This is a genomic window from Mycolicibacter virginiensis (genome assembly GCF_022374935.2).
Classification (GTDB): Bacteria; Actinomycetota; Actinomycetes; order Mycobacteriales; family Mycobacteriaceae; genus Mycobacterium; species Mycobacterium virginiense.
The window spans coordinates 710,648-727,521 of the sequence record NZ_CP092430.2 but is presented as its reverse complement, the minus strand read 5'-3'; the positions used below and the strand labels follow the sequence as shown (position 1 = coordinate 727,521).

The 16,874-nt window shown below is 64.3% G+C and carries 13 protein-coding genes and 1 pseudogene; 3 read left to right on the top strand and 11 right to left on the bottom strand.

The genetic code is table 11. The annotated features are described in order from the left end of the window. Nucleotides 1-5 precede the first annotated feature (5 nt). The 3 genes from MJO54_RS03575 to MJO54_RS03565 are packed head-to-tail and all read right to left on the bottom strand — an operon-like array spanning nucleotide 6 to nucleotide 3,944. A complete protein-coding gene (locus MJO54_RS03575) occupies nucleotides 6-623 on the bottom strand; it encodes a TetR/AcrR family transcriptional regulator (RefSeq protein ID WP_240175664.1) in 618 nt (205 codons plus the stop codon). A gap of 10 nt (nucleotides 624-633) precedes the next feature. Next, a complete protein-coding gene (locus MJO54_RS03570; RefSeq protein ID WP_240175663.1) occupies nucleotides 634-3,507 on the bottom strand; it encodes an MMPL/RND family transporter in 2,874 nt (957 codons plus the stop codon). Continuing rightward, a complete protein-coding gene (locus MJO54_RS03565) occupies nucleotides 3,504-3,944 on the bottom strand; it encodes an MmpS family transport accessory protein (protein WP_434085430.1) in 441 nt (146 codons plus the stop codon). The genes MJO54_RS03570 and MJO54_RS03565 overlap by 4 nt, the downstream gene beginning before the upstream one ends. Before the next feature lie 225 nt (nucleotides 3,945-4,169). Here MJO54_RS03565 and MJO54_RS03560 point away from each other — a divergent pair, with 225 nt between their 5' ends. Further along, nucleotides 4,170-5,588, top strand: coding sequence for an SDR family NAD(P)-dependent oxidoreductase (locus tag MJO54_RS03560; RefSeq protein ID WP_240175661.1), 1,419 nt, complete (start codon nucleotides 4,170-4,172; stop codon nucleotides 5,586-5,588). 5 nt (nucleotides 5,589-5,593) lie between these two features. On the opposite strand, the gene MJO54_RS03555 is transcribed toward MJO54_RS03560, so the two are convergent. From MJO54_RS03555 to MJO54_RS03515, 8 genes and pseudogenes are all read right to left on the bottom strand, one after another. Next, complete coding sequence (locus MJO54_RS03555; protein WP_240175660.1) at nucleotides 5,594-6,418, bottom strand: SDR family NAD(P)-dependent oxidoreductase; 825 nt, start codon at nucleotides 6,416-6,418, stop codon at nucleotides 5,594-5,596. Nucleotide 6,419: 1 nt separating this feature from the next. Beyond that, complete coding sequence (locus MJO54_RS03550; protein ID WP_240175659.1) at nucleotides 6,420-6,896, bottom strand: nuclear transport factor 2 family protein; 477 nt, start codon at nucleotides 6,894-6,896, stop codon at nucleotides 6,420-6,422. Between the two features lie 111 nt (nucleotides 6,897-7,007). Further along, nucleotides 7,008-7,142: a hypothetical protein gene (locus MJO54_RS03545; protein ID WP_256364683.1), complete on the bottom strand. Its 135-nt coding sequence runs from the start codon at nucleotides 7,140-7,142 to the stop codon at nucleotides 7,008-7,010. A gap of 572 nt (nucleotides 7,143-7,714) precedes the next feature. Then, the gene (locus MJO54_RS03540) at nucleotides 7,715-9,379 is read right to left on the bottom strand and encodes an ABC-F family ATP-binding cassette domain-containing protein (protein WP_065152447.1); all 1,665 of its coding nucleotides are present in this window, start codon (nucleotides 9,377-9,379) and stop codon (nucleotides 7,715-7,717) included. Nucleotides 9,380-9,762: 383 nt separating this feature from the next. Continuing rightward, complete coding sequence (locus MJO54_RS03535) at nucleotides 9,763-12,117, bottom strand: hypothetical protein (RefSeq protein ID WP_240175658.1); 2,355 nt, start codon at nucleotides 12,115-12,117, stop codon at nucleotides 9,763-9,765. A 48-nt stretch (nucleotides 12,118-12,165) separates the two neighbouring features. Then, the gene (locus tag MJO54_RS03530; protein ID WP_065152449.1) at nucleotides 12,166-13,332 is read right to left on the bottom strand and encodes a hypothetical protein; all 1,167 of its coding nucleotides are present in this window, start codon (nucleotides 13,330-13,332) and stop codon (nucleotides 12,166-12,168) included. Between the two features lie 157 nt (nucleotides 13,333-13,489). Beyond that, nucleotides 13,490-13,761: pseudogene (locus MJO54_RS03520) on the bottom strand (transposase); the annotation flags it as partial. A 204-nt stretch (nucleotides 13,762-13,965) separates the two neighbouring features. Continuing rightward, nucleotides 13,966-14,412: a very short patch repair endonuclease gene (locus tag MJO54_RS03515; RefSeq protein WP_434085441.1), complete on the bottom strand. Its 447-nt coding sequence runs from the start codon at nucleotides 14,410-14,412 to the stop codon at nucleotides 13,966-13,968. Between the two features lie 89 nt (nucleotides 14,413-14,501). Between MJO54_RS03515 and MJO54_RS03510 the strand changes: the two genes are divergently transcribed. Continuing rightward, a complete protein-coding gene (locus MJO54_RS03510) occupies nucleotides 14,502-15,581 on the top strand; it encodes a DNA cytosine methyltransferase (protein WP_065152454.1) in 1,080 nt (359 codons plus the stop codon). Continuing rightward, a complete protein-coding gene (locus tag MJO54_RS03505) occupies nucleotides 15,578-16,723 on the top strand; it encodes a NaeI family type II restriction endonuclease (RefSeq protein ID WP_233428604.1) in 1,146 nt (381 codons plus the stop codon). Before MJO54_RS03510 ends, MJO54_RS03505 begins: the two co-directional genes overlap by 4 nt. Nucleotides 16,724-16,874 lie beyond the last annotated feature (151 nt).

The window sequence follows — 16,874 nt, the reverse complement described above, 5'->3', positions numbered from 1 at the left end:
AATCACTAATCGGCGCTCGCCGCCAGGACGGCGGGAAGGACCAGCGTGTCGATGACCTGCCGGGCGAACTTCGCGTCGAAGCTCTGACCGCTCATGACCCGGATCAGACCCACTCCGGCCAGCACATCGGCGATCAGCGACCAGTCACGGCCGGGTGCCACCTCGCCACGGTCGGCGGCCCGCTGCAGGATGGTGGTCACCACGCGTCTGCCCTTGAGCAGAAGCATGTCGTCGAGTGCGGTGGCGAGGTGTGGATCGTGGGCGGCCTCGACCGCAACCCGCAACACCACGTCGTTGGGGATCAGCGCGTCGTCGGTGCGCGCCATCCGTCCCACCAGCGCGTCGAAGTCGCCGGCCAGGCTGCCGGTGTCGGCGACGTCGTCGTCCATCAGGTCGGGTCGCCAGTACACCAGCGCATCGGCGATCAGCGCGGCCTTCGACGACCAGCGGCGGTAGATGGCGGCCTTGCCGACGCCGGCGCGCGCGGCGATGTCGTTCATGTTGGTGTCGTCGTAGCCGTTCTCGGCCAGGGCGGCCAAGGCGGCATCGAGGATCGCTGGGTCACGCGACCGATCGAGTCGCCCATCGGTGCGCCTGCGCAACTTCGATTCGGTGTCTGCCATCGCCGGGCACCTACGACGTGGGTTGCGGAATGGGCGCGGTGTTGTCTTCGGCCGGCTGCGGTTCGGGTCCGCTACGGCCGCGCCTGGTGATCTCAAAAGTGTTGAGCGGCCACCAGAACCAGCGACCCAGCGCCGCAGCGATCGACGGTGTCATGAACGCCCGGACGATCAACGTGTCGATGATCAGGCCGATACCGATCGTCGTACCGAGCTGGCCGACCACGCGCAGGTCACTGACGATCATCGCCATCATGGTGAAGGCGAACACCAAGCCCGCCGCGGTCACGACACGCCCCGTCGCCCCCACACCTCGGATGATGCCGGTGTTGAGCCCGGCGGCTATCTCTTCCCGCAGGCGCGAGACCACCAGGAGGTTGTAGTCCGAACCCACGGCCAGCAGGATCACCATCGACAACGGGATCACGATCCACTGCACGCCCAGGCCCAGGATGTCCTGCCAGAGCAGCACCGACAATCCACACGCGATACCCAAGGATGCCGCCACGGTGCCGACGATCACCAGGGCGGCCACCACGCTGCGGGTGATGATCAGCATGATCGCGAAGATCAGGATCAGCGACGCGATCAGCACAATCATCAGGTCGATGACGACGCCGTCCTGCATGTCGGCGTACAGCGATGCGGTACCGGCGAGCGAGACCTTCGCGCTGGCCAGCGGGGTGCCCTTGAGGGCGTCGGCGACAACGTCTTTGAGGTCCCGGACATGTGCGATGCCCTCCACCGAGGCCGGGTCGCCCTGGTGGGTGATGATCATCCGGACCGACTTGTGGTCTGGCGACATGAACATCTTGATGCCACGCTTGAAGTCAGGATTGTCGAACACATCCGGCGGCATGTAGAAGAAATCGTCGTTCTTGGCCTGATCGAAGTACAGGCCTATCTCCGTCTCGCCTTTGGCCAATTCCTGTTGCTGGGCCTGGGTTCCGGCCATGGTGCTGTGGGTCGCGAGCATGAAGTCGCGCATCGTCGTCATCGAGTCGATGGTGTTCTGCAGAACCGGCAACATCTGCGGCAGCAACTTGTCCAGGCGGTCCATGTCGACGGTGAGATTCTGGATCTGTTCGTCGAGTTGGTCGATGCCGTCCATGGTGTCGAAGATCGATCGCAGTGAGTTGCAGATCGGGATGTCGAAGCAGTGCGGTTCCCAGTAGAAGTAGTTGCGGAACACCCGGAAGAAGTCGTCGAAATCGGCGATATGGTCCCGCAATTGATCGGTGGTGTCCGCCATGTCGTGGGTCCTGGCGACCATGCTGTGCGTGACTTCGGTCATGCGCTTGGTGATGTCGTACATGCGCTCCATGTTGGCGACGGTCTTGCTCATCTCGTCGGCCTGTTCGAGCATCTGAGCCGAGTTGTCATTGTTGAACTTCGCGGCCTGCAGGGTGCCGGCGTTCTGCGCGCCGAGCAGGAAGGGGATCGAGCTGTGCTCGATCGGTGCGCCCAGCGGGCGGGTGATGGTCTGCACCCGATCGATGCCCCGCATGCGAAAGACGCTCTTGGCGACCTTCTCGATCACCAGCATGTCTGCGGGGGTGCGCAGGTCATGATCGGTTTCGAGCATCAACAGTTCGGGGTTCATCCGGGCCTGGGAGAAATGCCGGTCCGCGACCGCCATGGCCAGGTTGGCCGGCATGTCGGCGGGAGTGAACTTCTGGTCGTTGTACTGCGGCACATACGTCAGCAGGCTGATGAAGCCCACGACGGCAAGCGCGCTGCTCATCAAGATGACCGGGACGGGCCAGCGGACCGTGACGGTTCCGACCTTGCGCCAGTTCCGCGTCGACAGTTTCTGTTTGGGGTCGAGTAGCCCGAACTTCGATGCCACGGTGAGTATCGCCGGGGCCAGTGTCAGGGAGGCGGCGATGACGACCAGGATCGCGATCGCGCAGGGCGGGCCCATGGTCTGGAAGTAGGGCAGCGTGGTCATGCTCAGGCACATCAAGGCGCCGACGATGGTCAACCCCGAACCCAGGATGACGTGCGAGACGCCGCTGTAGGAGACATAGAACGCCTCTTCGGGATCGAGGCCCTTCGCTCGCTCTTCGTGATATCGGCCGAGGAGGAAGATCAGGTAATCGGTGATCGCGGCGATGGACAGCATCGTCACCATGCTCACCGCATACGGGGTCAGGCCGACGATGTTCATGTTGCCGGCGGCGGCCGTAACGCTCATGGCGGCAAACAGTCCCAGGCCGATGGCGACCATGGAGATCAGCATCGTCACCACCGAGCGGTAGATGGCGAGCAGCATCACGATGATGATGGCGACCGACACGAACTCCAGCCGATGCATGCTTTGATGCCCGGCCACACTGGTGTCGGCGTTGAGGACCGTGTTGCCCGCGACATGGGCTTTGATGCCCGGCGGCGGGGGTACCGACGCGACGATGTCGCGTACCGCCGCCACCGACTCGTGGCTTTCGGTGGTGCCCTGCGAGCCATTGAGGAAGATCTGCACGTAGGCGGACTTGCCGTCCACGCTCTGTGAACCCGCCGCGGTCAGCGGATCACTCCAGAAGTCCTGAACGTTTTGCACGTGCTCGTGATCGGCCTCGAGTTTGGCGACGATCTGGTCGTAGAACTCGTGCGCGGCTTCGCCGACCGGCTCATCACTTTCGAGCACGACCATCGCCGTGGAGTCCGAGTCGTACTGCTGAAACACCTTGCCGATATTGAGCATCGCCGCGTACGACGGCGCGCCGGTAGGGCTGATCGGGACCGACCGGGTGGCCGCGACCTCGCCCAGTGACGGGATCACCGCGCCCAGGACGATCACCAGGAGCACCCAGAACAAGATGATCGGCAGCGAGAAGACCCGGACCATCCGGCCTAAGAAGGGGCGGTGGGGCTGCGGCTCGCTCATACGGATTTCACCAAGCAGTAGATGAACGGTTTGATGGTGTCGTCGCTGGCGCGCTCGTCGCGCACTTCGTCGTCGACGGTCACCCGGCATCGAAGGTCGCGGGTGTCGCGATCACCCTGGGCCATGATGTTGGCCGACATCGACGGCAGCGTCGTCACGATCGTGAACGACCAAGGCAACGACGCGTTTTCGATGAGATTCGGTTGCCCATTCTCGTCGAGGTAGTTGAGGTTCGCGGTCCCACCGGTACCGGTGACCTCGTAGGTGATGTGCTTCGGATTGAAGTTCTCGGTGATCGCCGAACCCTCTGCCAGGTTCGGGCCTTGGTGGCCCAGAGATGCGCGAATCCGGGAGATGGCATACCCACCCAGTGCCACGACAACCACCAGCAGTAGCGGAATCCAGAACCGCCTCATTAATCGGAACACCGGGTGCATGCCTCTCGGTCGTTCGGGTCGATCAGATCCAGACGGGGCAACCCGGCTCGCGCAACGCCCAATTCAGGCGAAGAAAACCTGTCGCCAACCGATACGGAACCTGAGTTCCGCGCGTAGAACGGTCGTTAGATTACCTGACGATCTGGCCGCGTGGCACTACCTTGACCCTGTTCGTGGGTCTGTCGTGTTTTTGCCGGTCGTTACGGGGCCGTACCCTTACCAGGCGTGACCGTCATCGACCCGGAGAAACTCGCGACCTGCCTGCAGGTGTTGTCCGAGATCGACTCGCTGCCGGCCGAGCACCCCGACGCCGTCGCGGTGCGCCGAGCCACCGCGCGCATGTTCAAGGCGCTCAAGAAGGCCCGCCGGAACGCCAAACGCGACGCAGTGGCCGCCGCCGATCACGCCGTCATCGCCGCCACGGCCACCGGGGCGCCGGGCCGAATCGACGACGAGACGCAGGGCATTCCGCTGGTGTCTGCCACGGTCGGGGCGTCGGCGGGCACACTGCTGCGCTCGCAGGCCTGCTACATCTGCAAGGTCCACTACACGCAGGTGGACGCGTTCTATCACCAGCTCTGCCCGGGCTGCGCCGCGATGAGCCGGGCCAAGCGCGATGCTCGCACCGACTTGACCGGCCGCCGCGCCCTGCTCACCGGCGGGCGCGCCAAGATCGGCATGTACATCGCGCTGCGGCTGCTGCGTGACGGTGCACACACCACCATCACCACCCGGTTCCCCAACGATGCCGTGCGCCGGTTCGCCGCCATGCCCGATCACGCCGATTGGCTGCATCGGCTGCAGGTGGTGGGTATCGACCTGCGCGACCCGGCACAGGTCGTCGCGCTGGCTGACACGGTGGCCGCCCAGGGCCCGTTGGACATCCTGATCAACAACGCGGCGCAGACGGTGCGGCGCGCACCCGGCTCGTATGCCGCCCTCATCGAGGCCGAGCGCACCCCCGCAGGCGAGCTGGTTGATGTGATCACCTTCGACCACGTCAGCGACGCCCATCCGGCGGCCCTGGCCGGCAGCCTCGCCGCGCACCAGGAGCCGCACGCGCTGACCGAACTCGCCCTGACCGCCCGCAGCGCCTCCCCGCAGCGGATCGCCGCCGGCGTCGCCATCGACGCGGGTGGGCTGTTGCCCGACACCGCCGCGGTGAACAGCTGGACCCAGCGGGTGCACGAGGTCGACGCCCTGGAGCTGCTCGAGGTGCAGCTGTGCAACCAAACCGCGCCGTTCATCCTGGTGAGCCGACTTCGCCCGGCCATGGCGGCGGCTACGGCCCACCGTAAGTACGTGGTGAATGTGTCGGCGATGGAGGGGCAGTTCAGCCGCCGCTACAAGGGCCCGGGCCATCCACACACCAACATGGCCAAGGCCGCGCTGAATATGCTGACCCGCACCAGTGCAGCCGAAATGCTGGAGAACGACAGCATCCTGATGACCGCGGTGGACACCGGCTGGATCACCGATGAGCGCCCGCATCCCACCAAGCTGCGACTGGCCGAGGAGGGATTCCACGCCCCGTTGGATCTGGTCGACGGCGCCGCCCGGGTCTACGACCCGATCGTGCGCGGGGAAGCCGGCGAAGATCTGTACGGGTGTTTCCTCAAGGATTACGCGCCGAGTCCCTGGTAGCGCCGTCAATACAGCGGGCCGCCGCCGAACAGGGTGCGGTGCGAGTCCGGCTGGTTGCCTTCGAGGTCGGTGATGCCGTAGTCCAGCGCGGTCTCGGCGGTGATCAGGGTGTGCCCGCTGCGGGCGGCTAGGTCGGGGTCATTCGCCAGGGCGGCGACGACGCGGCCGATGAACTCCGGGGTTTCGGCGTTGGCCAGCGGGAAACCCTGGAAGTTGTCCAGGCCACGAGCCATGAAGCCTTGCATGACTTCGTTTTTCACCAGGCCCGGCCACAGCGATACCGCACTCACCCCGGTTCCGGTCAGCTCGACGGCCATGTCGGCGGCCATCTTGTCCAACCCGGCCTTGGACATGCCGTAGAGCACCGAGTGCAGGTGCCCGCGGGTCCCGAACGACGAGATGTTCGCGATCAGGCCGGCACCGCGCGGGACCATCAGCTGCGCGGCATGCACCGAGGCGACGTAGTGGGCACGCAGGCCCACCCCGACCAGGGTGTCCCAGTCCGACAGGGGACGCTGCCAGAACTTCTCGGTGAATCCGGCGAACCCCTTGGGCGCGGCCCAGACGTTGTTGACCAGCAGATCCAGCCGGCCGTCGCACTCGTCGGCGATGCGGGCGAACAACTTCGCGATCTGGCCGTCATCGCGGTGATCGCACTGCACGGGAATGCCGAGCCCGCCACGTTCGGTGACGCTTTGGGCGGTCTCGTCCAGTGGACCCTGGTGCCGCGCGGTGACGTAGACGGTCCAGCCCTGCGAGCCGAGCGCCAGCGCGATGCCCTTGCCGACACTGCGGCTGGCGCCGGTGACCAAGGCGATTCGGGTGCTCATCTCAGATCTCCACAATGGTGTCGTCGCCGAGCGGTCGGGTGATCACCCAGAGCTGGCGGAAGTGGCTGCGGGCCATTTTCCAGGCGCCGTCCTCGATCACGTAGTCGTCGTCGTATTCGCCGGTGAGCAGGCGTTCGGTGCGCTCAATCATGTTGAGCTGGCGGAATTTCAGCGTCCAACGTCCGGTGGCCGTGCCGGGCCCGGTGAGGGTGATGTCGGGGTGCATGCCGTGGTGCATGTCCAGGATCACCGGTTTGCCGTCCACCTTGTGCAGCGCGATCTTGGTGAATACCGCGGCGATCTGATCGGCGTCATCGAACCCGCCCAGGGGGCCGTAATGAATGTCGGCCCCACGATTGATGAAGCAGGCCCGGAAGGTATCGGGGTCTTTGGCGTCACACGCCCGGAAGTAGCGGTGCTTGAGGGCTTTGATCGCCTCGATCTGTTCGAGCGCGGTCAGCCGCTCCTCGGGTGTCATCGCTCGACGATAGTTGTCGGCGCCCCACACCACCGCGGGGCATCGGGATATATGCCGGCGACCTATGGCTGCCGGGACGTCATGCGCGCGAAAGCGCGCCCATCTCGCGACTCAGCACATTTGGCCGGCGAAGAAGGCCGCCGACACCAGACCGACGCACAACGCCAGGGTGGCGTGACCCATCATCCCGGCGCCGACGGTCGCGGTGGCAGCGGTGGCAGCCAAGCCGCTCAGAAAAGTGGTCATCGCCCTTGTCTCCTGTGGTGTACGTCACATCAACGATTCCAACGTGGTCTACACCACATCATATCTCTAAGGAAAATGCCAGTCCCATCCCATTCACCGGAAAGCCGGGGGAATTTTTGGGGCGAGCTGGGCAACGTGTCCCGTCCGCGGCACCGGACATATGTGGCCGTTGCCCGCCTCTGAGCGACGCGCCACGTTATGTCAGACCCGGAGCGGGGTCAGTGGCGATCCGAATACCGGGAACTCGACACGCTTGCCCCTCCGCGGAAACTTCTCCACACCGGCCGATCTGGTGACGTGCGCCCCGACTGCTTCGTCCCTACCGTGACCGCCATGACCGAGCCGTTCGATCCCGTCGGGCTCCTGTCGTCGATTCTCATCGGGCACGGCCCACTGCACGAAGATGACATCGCCGAGCAGATCCGGCTTCCGCGGCGCGGCCGATCCTGCCCGTGTGCTGCAACGGTTAAGGCTCGGAATCGATGTCCCGGCAGTGCAACGGCGTGCGTGGCGGAGCCGACGCTGTTCAGCGAGCCGGCGGCGCCCGATGAGCGCGGCCGGCACCCGCCCGGCTACAGCTCGGTAACAGTCCCGGCTTCGACCCGCCAGGTGCGGTCCAACCGGACGTTCTGCAACATCCGTCGGTCGTGGGTCACCAACAACAGCGCGCCGTCGTACGTCTCCAGTGCCTGCTCAAGCTGTTCGATGGCGGGCAGATCGAGATGATTGGTCGGTTCGTCGAGGACCAGCACGTTCGTGCCGCAGGCCTGCAGCAATGCGAGGCCGGCGCGAGTGCGCTCCCCGGGCGACAGGTCATCTACCGTGCGCTCCACATGGTCGGCGGTCAGCCCGAACTTCGCCAGCAGGGTTCGCACGTCGGCGGTCGACCAGTCCGGGACCCGCTGCTCGAAGCGATCGACCAGCCGGGCGGGGCCGGTGAAATCGGCGCGGGCCTGGTCGATTTCACCGATAGCGACGTTGGCCCCCAGGCTTGCACGGCCCGCGTCGGGCTGCTGACGGCCCAGCAGCAGGCGCAGCAACGTCGACTTTCCCGCCCCGTTGGGGCCCACGATGCCGATCCGCTCGCCGGCATCCACCTGGAGCGACACTGGCCCGAGAACGAAATCGCCTTGCCGCACTATGGCATTGTCGAGCGTCGCAACCACTGAACTCGACCGTGGAGCCGCCCCAATGGTGAACTGCAGCGTCCATTCCTTGCGCGGTTCGACGACCTCCTCCAGGCGGGCGATCCGGCTCTCCATCTGACGCACCTTCTGCGCCTGCTTCTCGCTGGACTCGGTGGCGGCCCGGCGGCGGATCTTGTCGTTGTCCGGCGCCTTGCGTATGGCGTTGCGGACGCCCTGACTGGACCATTCCCGCTGGACGCGGGCGCGTGCGACCAGGTCGGCCTTCTTCTCGGCGAATTCGTCGTACTGCTCGCGCCGGTGCCGGCGGTTGATTTCGCGTTCCTCGAGATAGTTGTCGTATCCGCCGCCGAAGACGGTCGTGGTGTTCTGCGCCAGATCCAATTCCAGGACACGAGTGACGCTGCGGGCCAGGAACTCCCGATCGTGGCTGACCAGCACCACCCCGCCACGAAGGTCACGGACGAACTGCTCCAGCCGGGCCAGCCCGTCCAGGTCGAGATCGTTGGTCGGCTCATCGAGCAGGACGATGTCGAACCGCGACAGCATCAGCGCGGCCAGGCCCACCCGGGCGGCCTGCCCACCCGACAACCCGGTCATCAGCGTCGACTCGGGCTGCACCGCCTCGGAGTCCAGTCCGAGGTCGGCCAGCACCGCCGGCACCCGGTCGTCCAGGTCCGCCGCGCCGGTGACCAGCCAGTGGTCCAGCGCGATGGAATAGGCGTCGGCAGGATCGGTATGCGCGGAAGCCAGATCTGGATCGGCCAGGGCTGCGGCCGCGGCGTCCATGGCCTGCGCCGCCTGTGCGCAGCCGGTCCGGCGAGCGATATAGGCGGCGACGGTCTCGCCTGCCACCCGCTCGTGCTCCTGCGGCAGCCAACCGACGAACGCATCGGCCGGGGCGATGTTGACCGCACCCTCGAGCGGCTCCAGATCGCCGGCCAGGATCCGCAACAGGGTGCTCTTGCCGGCGCCGTTGGCACCCACGACACCGGTGACGTCGCCCGGTGCCACGGTCAGGTCCACGCCCTCGAACAGCGTGCGGTGCGCGAAGCCGCCGGCGACGTTCTTGGCGACGAGTGTTGCGGTCATCGGTACATGGTCGCAGGGGCCGAAGGTGGGGCGGGGGATTGGCGGGGTGCGCCTCGACGTCGTGTTACTGACATCAGGCACACAGTTTACGAAACGTATTGCGCAACGCGGGTTATCAGATTCAAGTCCTCGGAGTCGAACTGAATGGCCGACATCTATCGCCGTGTGCGCCCAAGGACCCGGAAGCTCACACAGGGTCTACTACAGCACTGCGACATTGGGACGCTCGATGGCCAAATTTAACGGTTCGATGTGCAGCCGGGAGCGGTGTCGTCGGCGGTGAGCTTCTCGAAGAAGTAGCGTTCTTCGCAGCCCGCACCTCACTCGGAGGTCTTCGCTATGTCACCACGCCACGCCGTACCTAACGTCCGTGGTCAGCATAACTAGCCCTCGATGCCAGCTTCTTTCACCATGGTGTCGAACGCGGGCATCGTGGCCAAGATGCCCTTGGCGATTGCCTGCTTCTCCGCCGCGACGTACTCCTCCGAGAGCGGGGCGCCACCCGACTTGGCGATCTTCTTGTGCTCCTCGTGCAGAAACAGCAGCCCCAGGCCGGTGCCCACCGCGTAACGGTCGGCGGCTTCCTTGGCGCCCTCTTCGGTCAACTTCTTGGCACGCGCCGAGAGATACCCCTTCAGCGGAGAGTAGGTCGAGTTCAGCACGATGGTGGGGATCATGGTGTCACCGAGCTTGGCGAGCTCGGCATATTCCGTATTCGTCGCGAGATCCGCTGCCTTGATCTCGTCCACTAATCCAGGGATGGCATTGTTCAGTCCTTCGCCGTATTCCTCGGGCGTCTTCCAGATCACAGCGACCTGAGAACCGCCCGAGCCACCTTTACCACCCTTATTTCCGCCGCCGGCACCGCCCTTACCGATCTCGTCCACGACCTCCAACTTCGTCGTGTAAGCCATCGTGGGACCGACACCACCGCTGGCCTTCTGCCACTCAAGCCGCGCATCGAGCTTGAACTGGCCTTCTGCGGCGCCTTCGGGAACCTGGAGCTGCACGCGCACGTAGCCGTCGCGGAGACGTCCGATCACGATGTGCTCGTCCGGGTTGATTTCGGGGTGATCGGTCTGGAAGGTCAGCTGGCCGCGGCCGTTGTCGAGGAAGTCGTCCTTCGCGTTGATCATGTACTGGAGGTACCGGACCTTGCCGTCTTCCACGACGATGCTGTCGGGACCCTCGATGGTCGTCGGATCAGCGTAGGTTTCGACCTTTTTCCGCGGCCGCGGCCCCCCTTTGCCCTGACCACCGCCACCGCCAGCATTACCGCCGCCCGACATCCCGAAACCCTTAACCTTCAAGGCCTCAGCGATCCTGCGGCTCACCCCAAGGCCGGACGCCCCCCCGCTCGCCGCCGAAATCGCTTCGCGCACAAGCTGGCTGTTGATCTCCGTGAGGGCGTTCCAGCTATTGAGGAAGTCGGCGACCTGATCCTCGAGTTGGATTGCCGCATCGCTGGCGAGCATCTGTGACCGATCCGGGGTGAACAGCGCGGTCCGGAGTTCGATGGGCAGGTTGTCGGTCTCGACAACCACGAGGATGCGGTCTGCCAGCTTCCCGAGGTCGGTCCGCACCTTGAACTGCTCAGGGGTCCAGTGATGGTGGACCTGGCCGTTCGAAGTGAAAACCAGGGCGTGGTTCTTGGCCACGAACTTGCGACGGGCCCCGGGCAACTCGTTTCCGCTGGCATCCTTGCCCTTCGGAAACACGAAGTACGTCACAGGCAGGTGGTAGGTCTTGCCGCCGTAGCTATACAGCACCTTGTCGTCGTCCGTGAGCCGGTCGTCGCTGGGGTTGTCAGTAAGGCGCCGGCCCAGCCCACGCAGATACTCGTTCTTGCCGCGGGTGATCTCGTTGGTGAACCTCACCGGGATGACGGGTTCGAACAGCCGGGTGTTCAAGACGGTGTCGAATGACCGCTCGTCACCAGAACGAGCGCGGTGGAATCCCTCTACCCCGTACGAGATCAGCGCGATGTAGGTGCCAGCTTCGAACTCAGGGTAGACGCTGGCCGGGGCCGACCAGGGCTGCGCATCACGACCGATTGCCCACTCAGTGGTGACCTGGTAGTAGGCCGACTGACCCTTGCCCTTAGCTTCCCACAGAACGACGGCCACGGTGATGCGGTCCTCCGCCGGTTCCATTTCCGGCGCGCGGCGGGAGACGAGAACCACCGCCTTGGCGTTGCGGTAGGTGCTGGCGCCGCCGACACCGAAGGCACCCTGCTGCCAGTTCCTCGAAGTCTTGTGGCTGGATCCCAGAGCGAAGATCGTGGCGGGCACCGCGGCCGGTTCCATCCCGCAACCGAAATCCCGGTTGACGATCGTAACCCGCTTGCTGGACCGGGCCGGCGGATCGGACTCGCGAATGGAAACCGTCACCATGTCAGCCTGCTGCTGATAGTTCAGCTCTCCCAGCAGCTCGCGGGCTGCGTCCGCGGGGCTCAGATAGGGAACGTCTTCGAGACCGCCCAGGCGCTTCCTGGCCAACCTCTCCAGAACCGAGTCCTGGGAGTTGGTGACCAACTCCAAGGCCTTGTATTCATACGACGACCCGCTGGGCGCCAGCAGACCGAAGTTGTTGTAACGGTCGCCGACGGGCCGTTCGTACGGCGCGCCGTTGGCCACCAGGAGGTCCGCGACCGCCTTGGCTTCCTCGAACGTCGACGCATTCAGGGCCTTTTCGATGATTACCTTCTGGATCTTTACGTTGGCCATTTGTGCCTCCATCTGCTACTTGAATTAATTACTATTTGTTCGCGCTGTCATCGCTGCGCTTCACTTCTGCCTCCCACTTGCCAGGTCCATCGCGTTAGTTCGCTCGAGAAGTTCGCGGCCACCGGCGGTCAGCCAGTAGCGCCCGTCCACGAGTCTGGGTTCCACCAGCCCCCATTCACGCGATCGAGCGATATATCCCTGCGCGACCGAACTCGCCTCGGCGTCAGACCATTTCGGACCGGCCGCCCGAAAGCGTTCCACCAGTTCGTTCCGCGTAGGCAGTTCGGCAACACCGCGCAGCAGATAGTCGAAGCCCCAGCGGTCGGCAGGTGCATGCTCAGCGAGGTAGGCCATGAAAACGTCGGTGAGCTCCAGCGGATGCGGCAGATCCAAAGAGAGACCATCCAACTCGGAGATCAGCCGCCATCCGCTTTCGGTTAGCCCAGCGGGCATATCCGGTGTGTCCTCCGCCTGAATCGCACCCCATGCGAAGAGGGGCCCCGATCCCACCAGCAGACCTGTCATCCTGGACCTCGTTACGGAACCGACCGCGAATGACTGGAACCCGCGTGCCGCCGAAGGCTGCTTGGCGATGTTCGTCGGAAAAAGAACAGTCAGCTTGCGCAATCTCGCGCCGTACCGCTCCAGGGACTTGAGCTCCCCACCGAAATACCAGGCGGCTCTTAATACCTCGTCGCGGCACTTTTCAAAGGGCTTCAGCCCATCGGTGGTGTACCGCGCCATACGCTGAAGTGCCCAAACCGACGGATAGTCACGGCTATGAAGACCCAAAAGGGGTTCGTCGTCCGTCTGGACCGCTCCGTGGGCGATGACCTTCGGCTTGCGCTCCGGCGATACTAGGGCCGTCCCGGCCAGGTCCTTCAGGGTGAGCTCGTTGCGTTCCCACGACGGAAGGCCAGCCACCACCTGTTCGAGGAGGCGGCGCTCGAGGTCTTCGTCGTCCCGAGCCATCGGCGCTGTGTCTGCTGACCGGCGCCGGTGGATTCGGGTTGCGATGACCGGTTCGTCGGACGCAGGACCCAGAAATCCGACTTCGTCAGTCGGGCCACCAGGAAGCGGAAGGCCCTCGAAGGCGCCGTCGGATACGCGTATCTCCGGGGGCGCGTCCGGGTAGTCCAGCTCGTTCAGGAGGTTCTCGACAGCTTCCTGCATCAGCTCCGCGCGAGTCCGGAATCCGCCCCGACCGGCCACGATGGATTCATCCATCCGCCTTATAAGAGCGACAGGGAAAGGCACCTTAACTATGCGCTCCCCAGGGGCGCTGCTACTTGTAGTCATAGGCCGACTATATCACGCCGTAAGGCGAGCGGAAGCAATAAGTATGGAGGATGCTCGACATAGGGCCACCCTATTCTGGATATAGCAGCTCTGTTGGCCTTCGGGGCCCTGCCCACAGATTAGGGATCTGCGCCTCCACATCCCCGACAGTCATCGATACCGTCTTGGGTCGGTGCCCGTTGCGTCGCGCCGTGCAGTCTCGGCTGCGCTGATAGTGGTCGGCGCCGATCCCTCCATGGCTTCACCCTCGATCAGCGCCTGCGGCCCGCCGCGGATCACCTCGGCGAACATCGCCTCGGCATCAGCAAACTTCAACGCGTCAAGCTGAAGCACCGGCGCAGAATGGGCTTGGGTCATCGCGTGGTGACCCTTGCTCTGAATCACTTTGGTCAGTAAGTCATTGAGCGCTGCGCAATGACCCACCCGGAAGCCCTCAGCTACACACCAGAGACCAAGCGCCCCAGCCACCTCAGGACCGAAACCCCACCGCCCCAGGGACCTACCCGACGATGCAACGACAGGTGAAATCGTCCGAAGCCGAGCAACGAATCTGACCGCGGCTCAGTCGCCACGAACCGCATCCCTTATCGCCCGCGCCGCGGCACTCGGATCTTCGTGTTCCCAGAACCGAAGGACGGTCCAGCCCGCCTCGTTCAGCACGGCGTTCGTCCGTTCATCACGGGTGCGGTTGCCCGACACCTTCGTAGCCCAGAACTCCGCATTTGTACGGGCCACCGTGTGGTGCTCAGGACACCCGTGCCAAAAGCATCCGTCGATGAACACCGCGACCCGAGCTCGAGTGAACACCAGGTCGGCACGCATTCGACGGTTTGAAGGGAGCGGCGGGAAGTCGACGCGGTACCGCAGGCCCATTCCGTGCACCAACCGACGCACTGCAAGCTCGGGCTTAGTGTCTCTGCCGCGGTTGGCCCGCATGGTGCGCCGTGCGTGCTCACTGGACGCCCACGACTCCGTCACCGTTCCAGTGTGACCCGACAGCAGGGCCATACGCGCCATAACCAGAGGTGACGGCCGTGTTGGGTGAGTCGATACCGGACACTGTCGGCACCGGCCGATAACATCGCCTCGTGGTGGACATGATCGACCTGTTCGCGGGTTGCGGAGGCATGACGGCGGGCTTCGTCGCCGAGAAATACGCCCCCGTGCTGTCGGTCGAGTTCGACCTGTACGCAGCCGCGACCTACGCCGCGAACTTCGGCGAAGACCACACGGTCTGGGGCGACATCAAGTCGGTCAAAAAGAATGCAATACCCACGGCCGATGTCGTGATCGGTGGCCCGCCCTGCCAGGGATTTTCCAACCTGGGATCGAAAGACATCGACGACCCGCGCAACCAACTCTGGCGCGAGTATCTGCGCGTGGTGAGTGCCGCCAAGCCCAAGGTCTTCGTCATCGAGAACGTCGACCGGTTCATGAAGTCGCCGGAGTTCCAACTCCTTCTCGCCGAGACTGAGAGCGGATCTCTCAAGGGCTACACCCTCAGCTATGGCCACCTCAATGCCGCCGACTTCGGCGTCGCCCAGCGGCGCATCCGAACCATCGTCATCGGCTCTCGCGTAGGCCGGATTGAGTTGCCCGAGCAAACACACGCCCGGAATCCAGCTGCCAGCTCCGCACTCCTACCGTGGAGCGGCACCAAGACGCGAATCAAGGGATTGCCGGCCCGTCCCTCAACCACCAGCCTGCCCGCGAGCACCACCAGATTCTTCGGCGAAACGGTCCCGGGAGTCTTCAAGGGGCTTGACCTACATATCGGCCGCAACCCCACAGCGCTTTCCTTGCAGCGCTACGACCATGTCCCGCCCGGCGGTGGACGCTTCGATGTGCCCGAGCACCTGCTGCCGCGCTGCTGGCGCGAGAAGCCGACTGGTACCACGGACGTCATGGGTCGAATGCAGTGGAATTTCCCCTCGCACACGATCCGCACCGAGTTCTACAAACCCGAAAAGGGCGCCTACCTACACCCGCAATGGGACGCTCGGGGACGTAACCGGGTGAATCGGCCGATCACTCACCTCGAAGCCGCACGGCTGCAAGGATTCCCAGAGGACTTCCTGTGGTGCGGGACCAAAATCGAAATCGCCCGCCAAATCGGCAACGCGGTCCCCGTCGGTCTCGCCCAAGCCATCGCGCAGCACCTACGACCGTATCTGTGACCGACGGAACTCATCCCCTGTTTGACGACCGTCCCGCAACGGCCGCACAGGATTCCCGTGCACAGGCACTTCGTCGGCGCCGCAACATCTTCCGTACGCACCCGGCACCCACCGGACCGATGGGCAGGATGCCGCGAGCGTGGACTCTGGAGAGCGGGTTGGAACAGTACGTGCCGCCCTCACTGCGGCCAATCGTGGACTGGTTCGATGACGCGCCGGATGCTCGCGAACGCTTCCGGTGGGCCCTGCGCGATTCCCTGGACGAGCTGCTCGATGGACAGCGCACCGGTCGCTGGGCCTACCAGCACCTGTCTAAGACAGAGAAGACATACTTGGGCACCGCAGTCGAGGTGAATCTGACCAAGGAGTTCGAGTTCCGCAACGGGGATCATCTCGACTGGCAGATAGCTGGCCGAGACATCGACTGCAAGTTCTCCAAAGACCTCGGGGGCTGGGAGATCCCGATGGAGATGTACTTGTGCGCCGATCACGGTGATCGTCAGGGCAAGGCTGACCACCCCGCACTTCTCACATGGTTCGACGACACGACGAGCCGCTGGGCTGCTGGGTTGATGACCGTCACCGACGAGTCTCTGCGTTGGAAGACCGACGACAACGGCGATACGGTCCGCGCCTACAACCGGGACAACAAGCGACGCCTCGCCGAGTCGTCAGCAGATGCCGTCTACTGGCTGTGGGATGGCCTGCAGACCGATCTACCACGAAACCTCCTGCTGCACCTGAACGCGGATGCCCGAGGACGCATCTTCTCGTTCCCCAGCTCGGGCCAAAAGAGGGTGGAACAGCTGTTCCGCGAGGTTCAGGGGCAGATCGTCGGCCGCCAAACCGTCGTCACTGTAGGACAGCAGGACGACGCGCCGAAACGCGTCCGTGACGCCCGCCCGCACCTTCGAGCAGAAGGCATCGTGATACTCGGCCACCAAGATTCACACCCCGCGATTGCCACCGCGCTGAAACTGCCTGTTCCAGTTAAGGGCGAGTGGATCGCAGTGCGTCTAACTCTGGTGTCCGAGGCCGACAATCGCCCCTACTTCGCCCTAGACGGCCAGTGCTGGGCCGCTGCTCATCAGGACGAGCGTGCAGTCCTCGCCCCGGATCTACCCAAGAGACTCCTGCCGTAGGTGGAACCGTGCATATATTGGGCATAGGTATATTGTGGCTACTTAGCCTAGGACAGTGGCCGGTGTCGATTAGTTCCTGTTTTCGCCGGCGGACCTGTTTGGGTCACTGATGCCTTCGCAGCGACCTAGGGGACGGTGGCCGCAAGCAGCT

What these genes read in the sequence shown, in the direction of transcription:
- MJO54_RS03575 (WP_240175664.1), bottom strand. Translation starts at nt 623, where the DNA reads ATGGCAGACACCGAATCGAAGTTGCGCAGGCGCACCGATGGGCGACTC.
- MJO54_RS03570 (WP_240175663.1), bottom strand. Translation starts at nt 3,507, where the DNA reads ATGAGCGAGCCGCAGCCCCACCGCCCCTTCTTAGGCCGGATGGTCCGG.
- MJO54_RS03565 (WP_434085430.1), bottom strand. Translation starts at nt 3,944, where the DNA reads ATGCACCCGGTGTTCCGATTAATGAGGCGGTTCTGGATTCCGCTACTG.
- MJO54_RS03555 (WP_240175660.1), bottom strand. Translation starts at nt 6,418, where the DNA reads ATGAGCACCCGAATCGCCTTGGTCACCGGCGCCAGCCGCAGTGTCGGC.
- MJO54_RS03550 (WP_240175659.1), bottom strand. Translation starts at nt 6,896, where the DNA reads ATGACACCCGAGGAGCGGCTGACCGCGCTCGAACAGATCGAGGCGATC.
- MJO54_RS03545 (WP_256364683.1), bottom strand. Translation starts at nt 7,142, where the DNA reads ATGACCACTTTTCTGAGCGGCTTGGCTGCCACCGCTGCCACCGCGACC.
- MJO54_RS03540 (WP_065152447.1), bottom strand. Translation starts at nt 9,379, where the DNA reads ATGACCGCAACACTCGTCGCCAAGAACGTCGCCGGCGGCTTCGCGCAC.
- MJO54_RS03535 (WP_240175658.1), bottom strand. Translation starts at nt 12,117, where the DNA reads ATGGAGGCACAAATGGCCAACGTAAAGATCCAGAAGGTAATCATCGAA.
- MJO54_RS03530 (WP_065152449.1), bottom strand. Translation starts at nt 13,332, where the DNA reads ATGGATGAATCCATCGTGGCCGGTCGGGGCGGATTCCGGACTCGCGCG.
- MJO54_RS03515 (WP_434085441.1), bottom strand. Translation starts at nt 14,412, where the DNA reads ATGGCCCTGCTGTCGGGTCACACTGGAACGGTGACGGAGTCGTGGGCG.
- MJO54_RS03510 (WP_065152454.1), top strand. Translation starts at nt 14,502, where the DNA reads ATGATCGACCTGTTCGCGGGTTGCGGAGGCATGACGGCGGGCTTCGTC.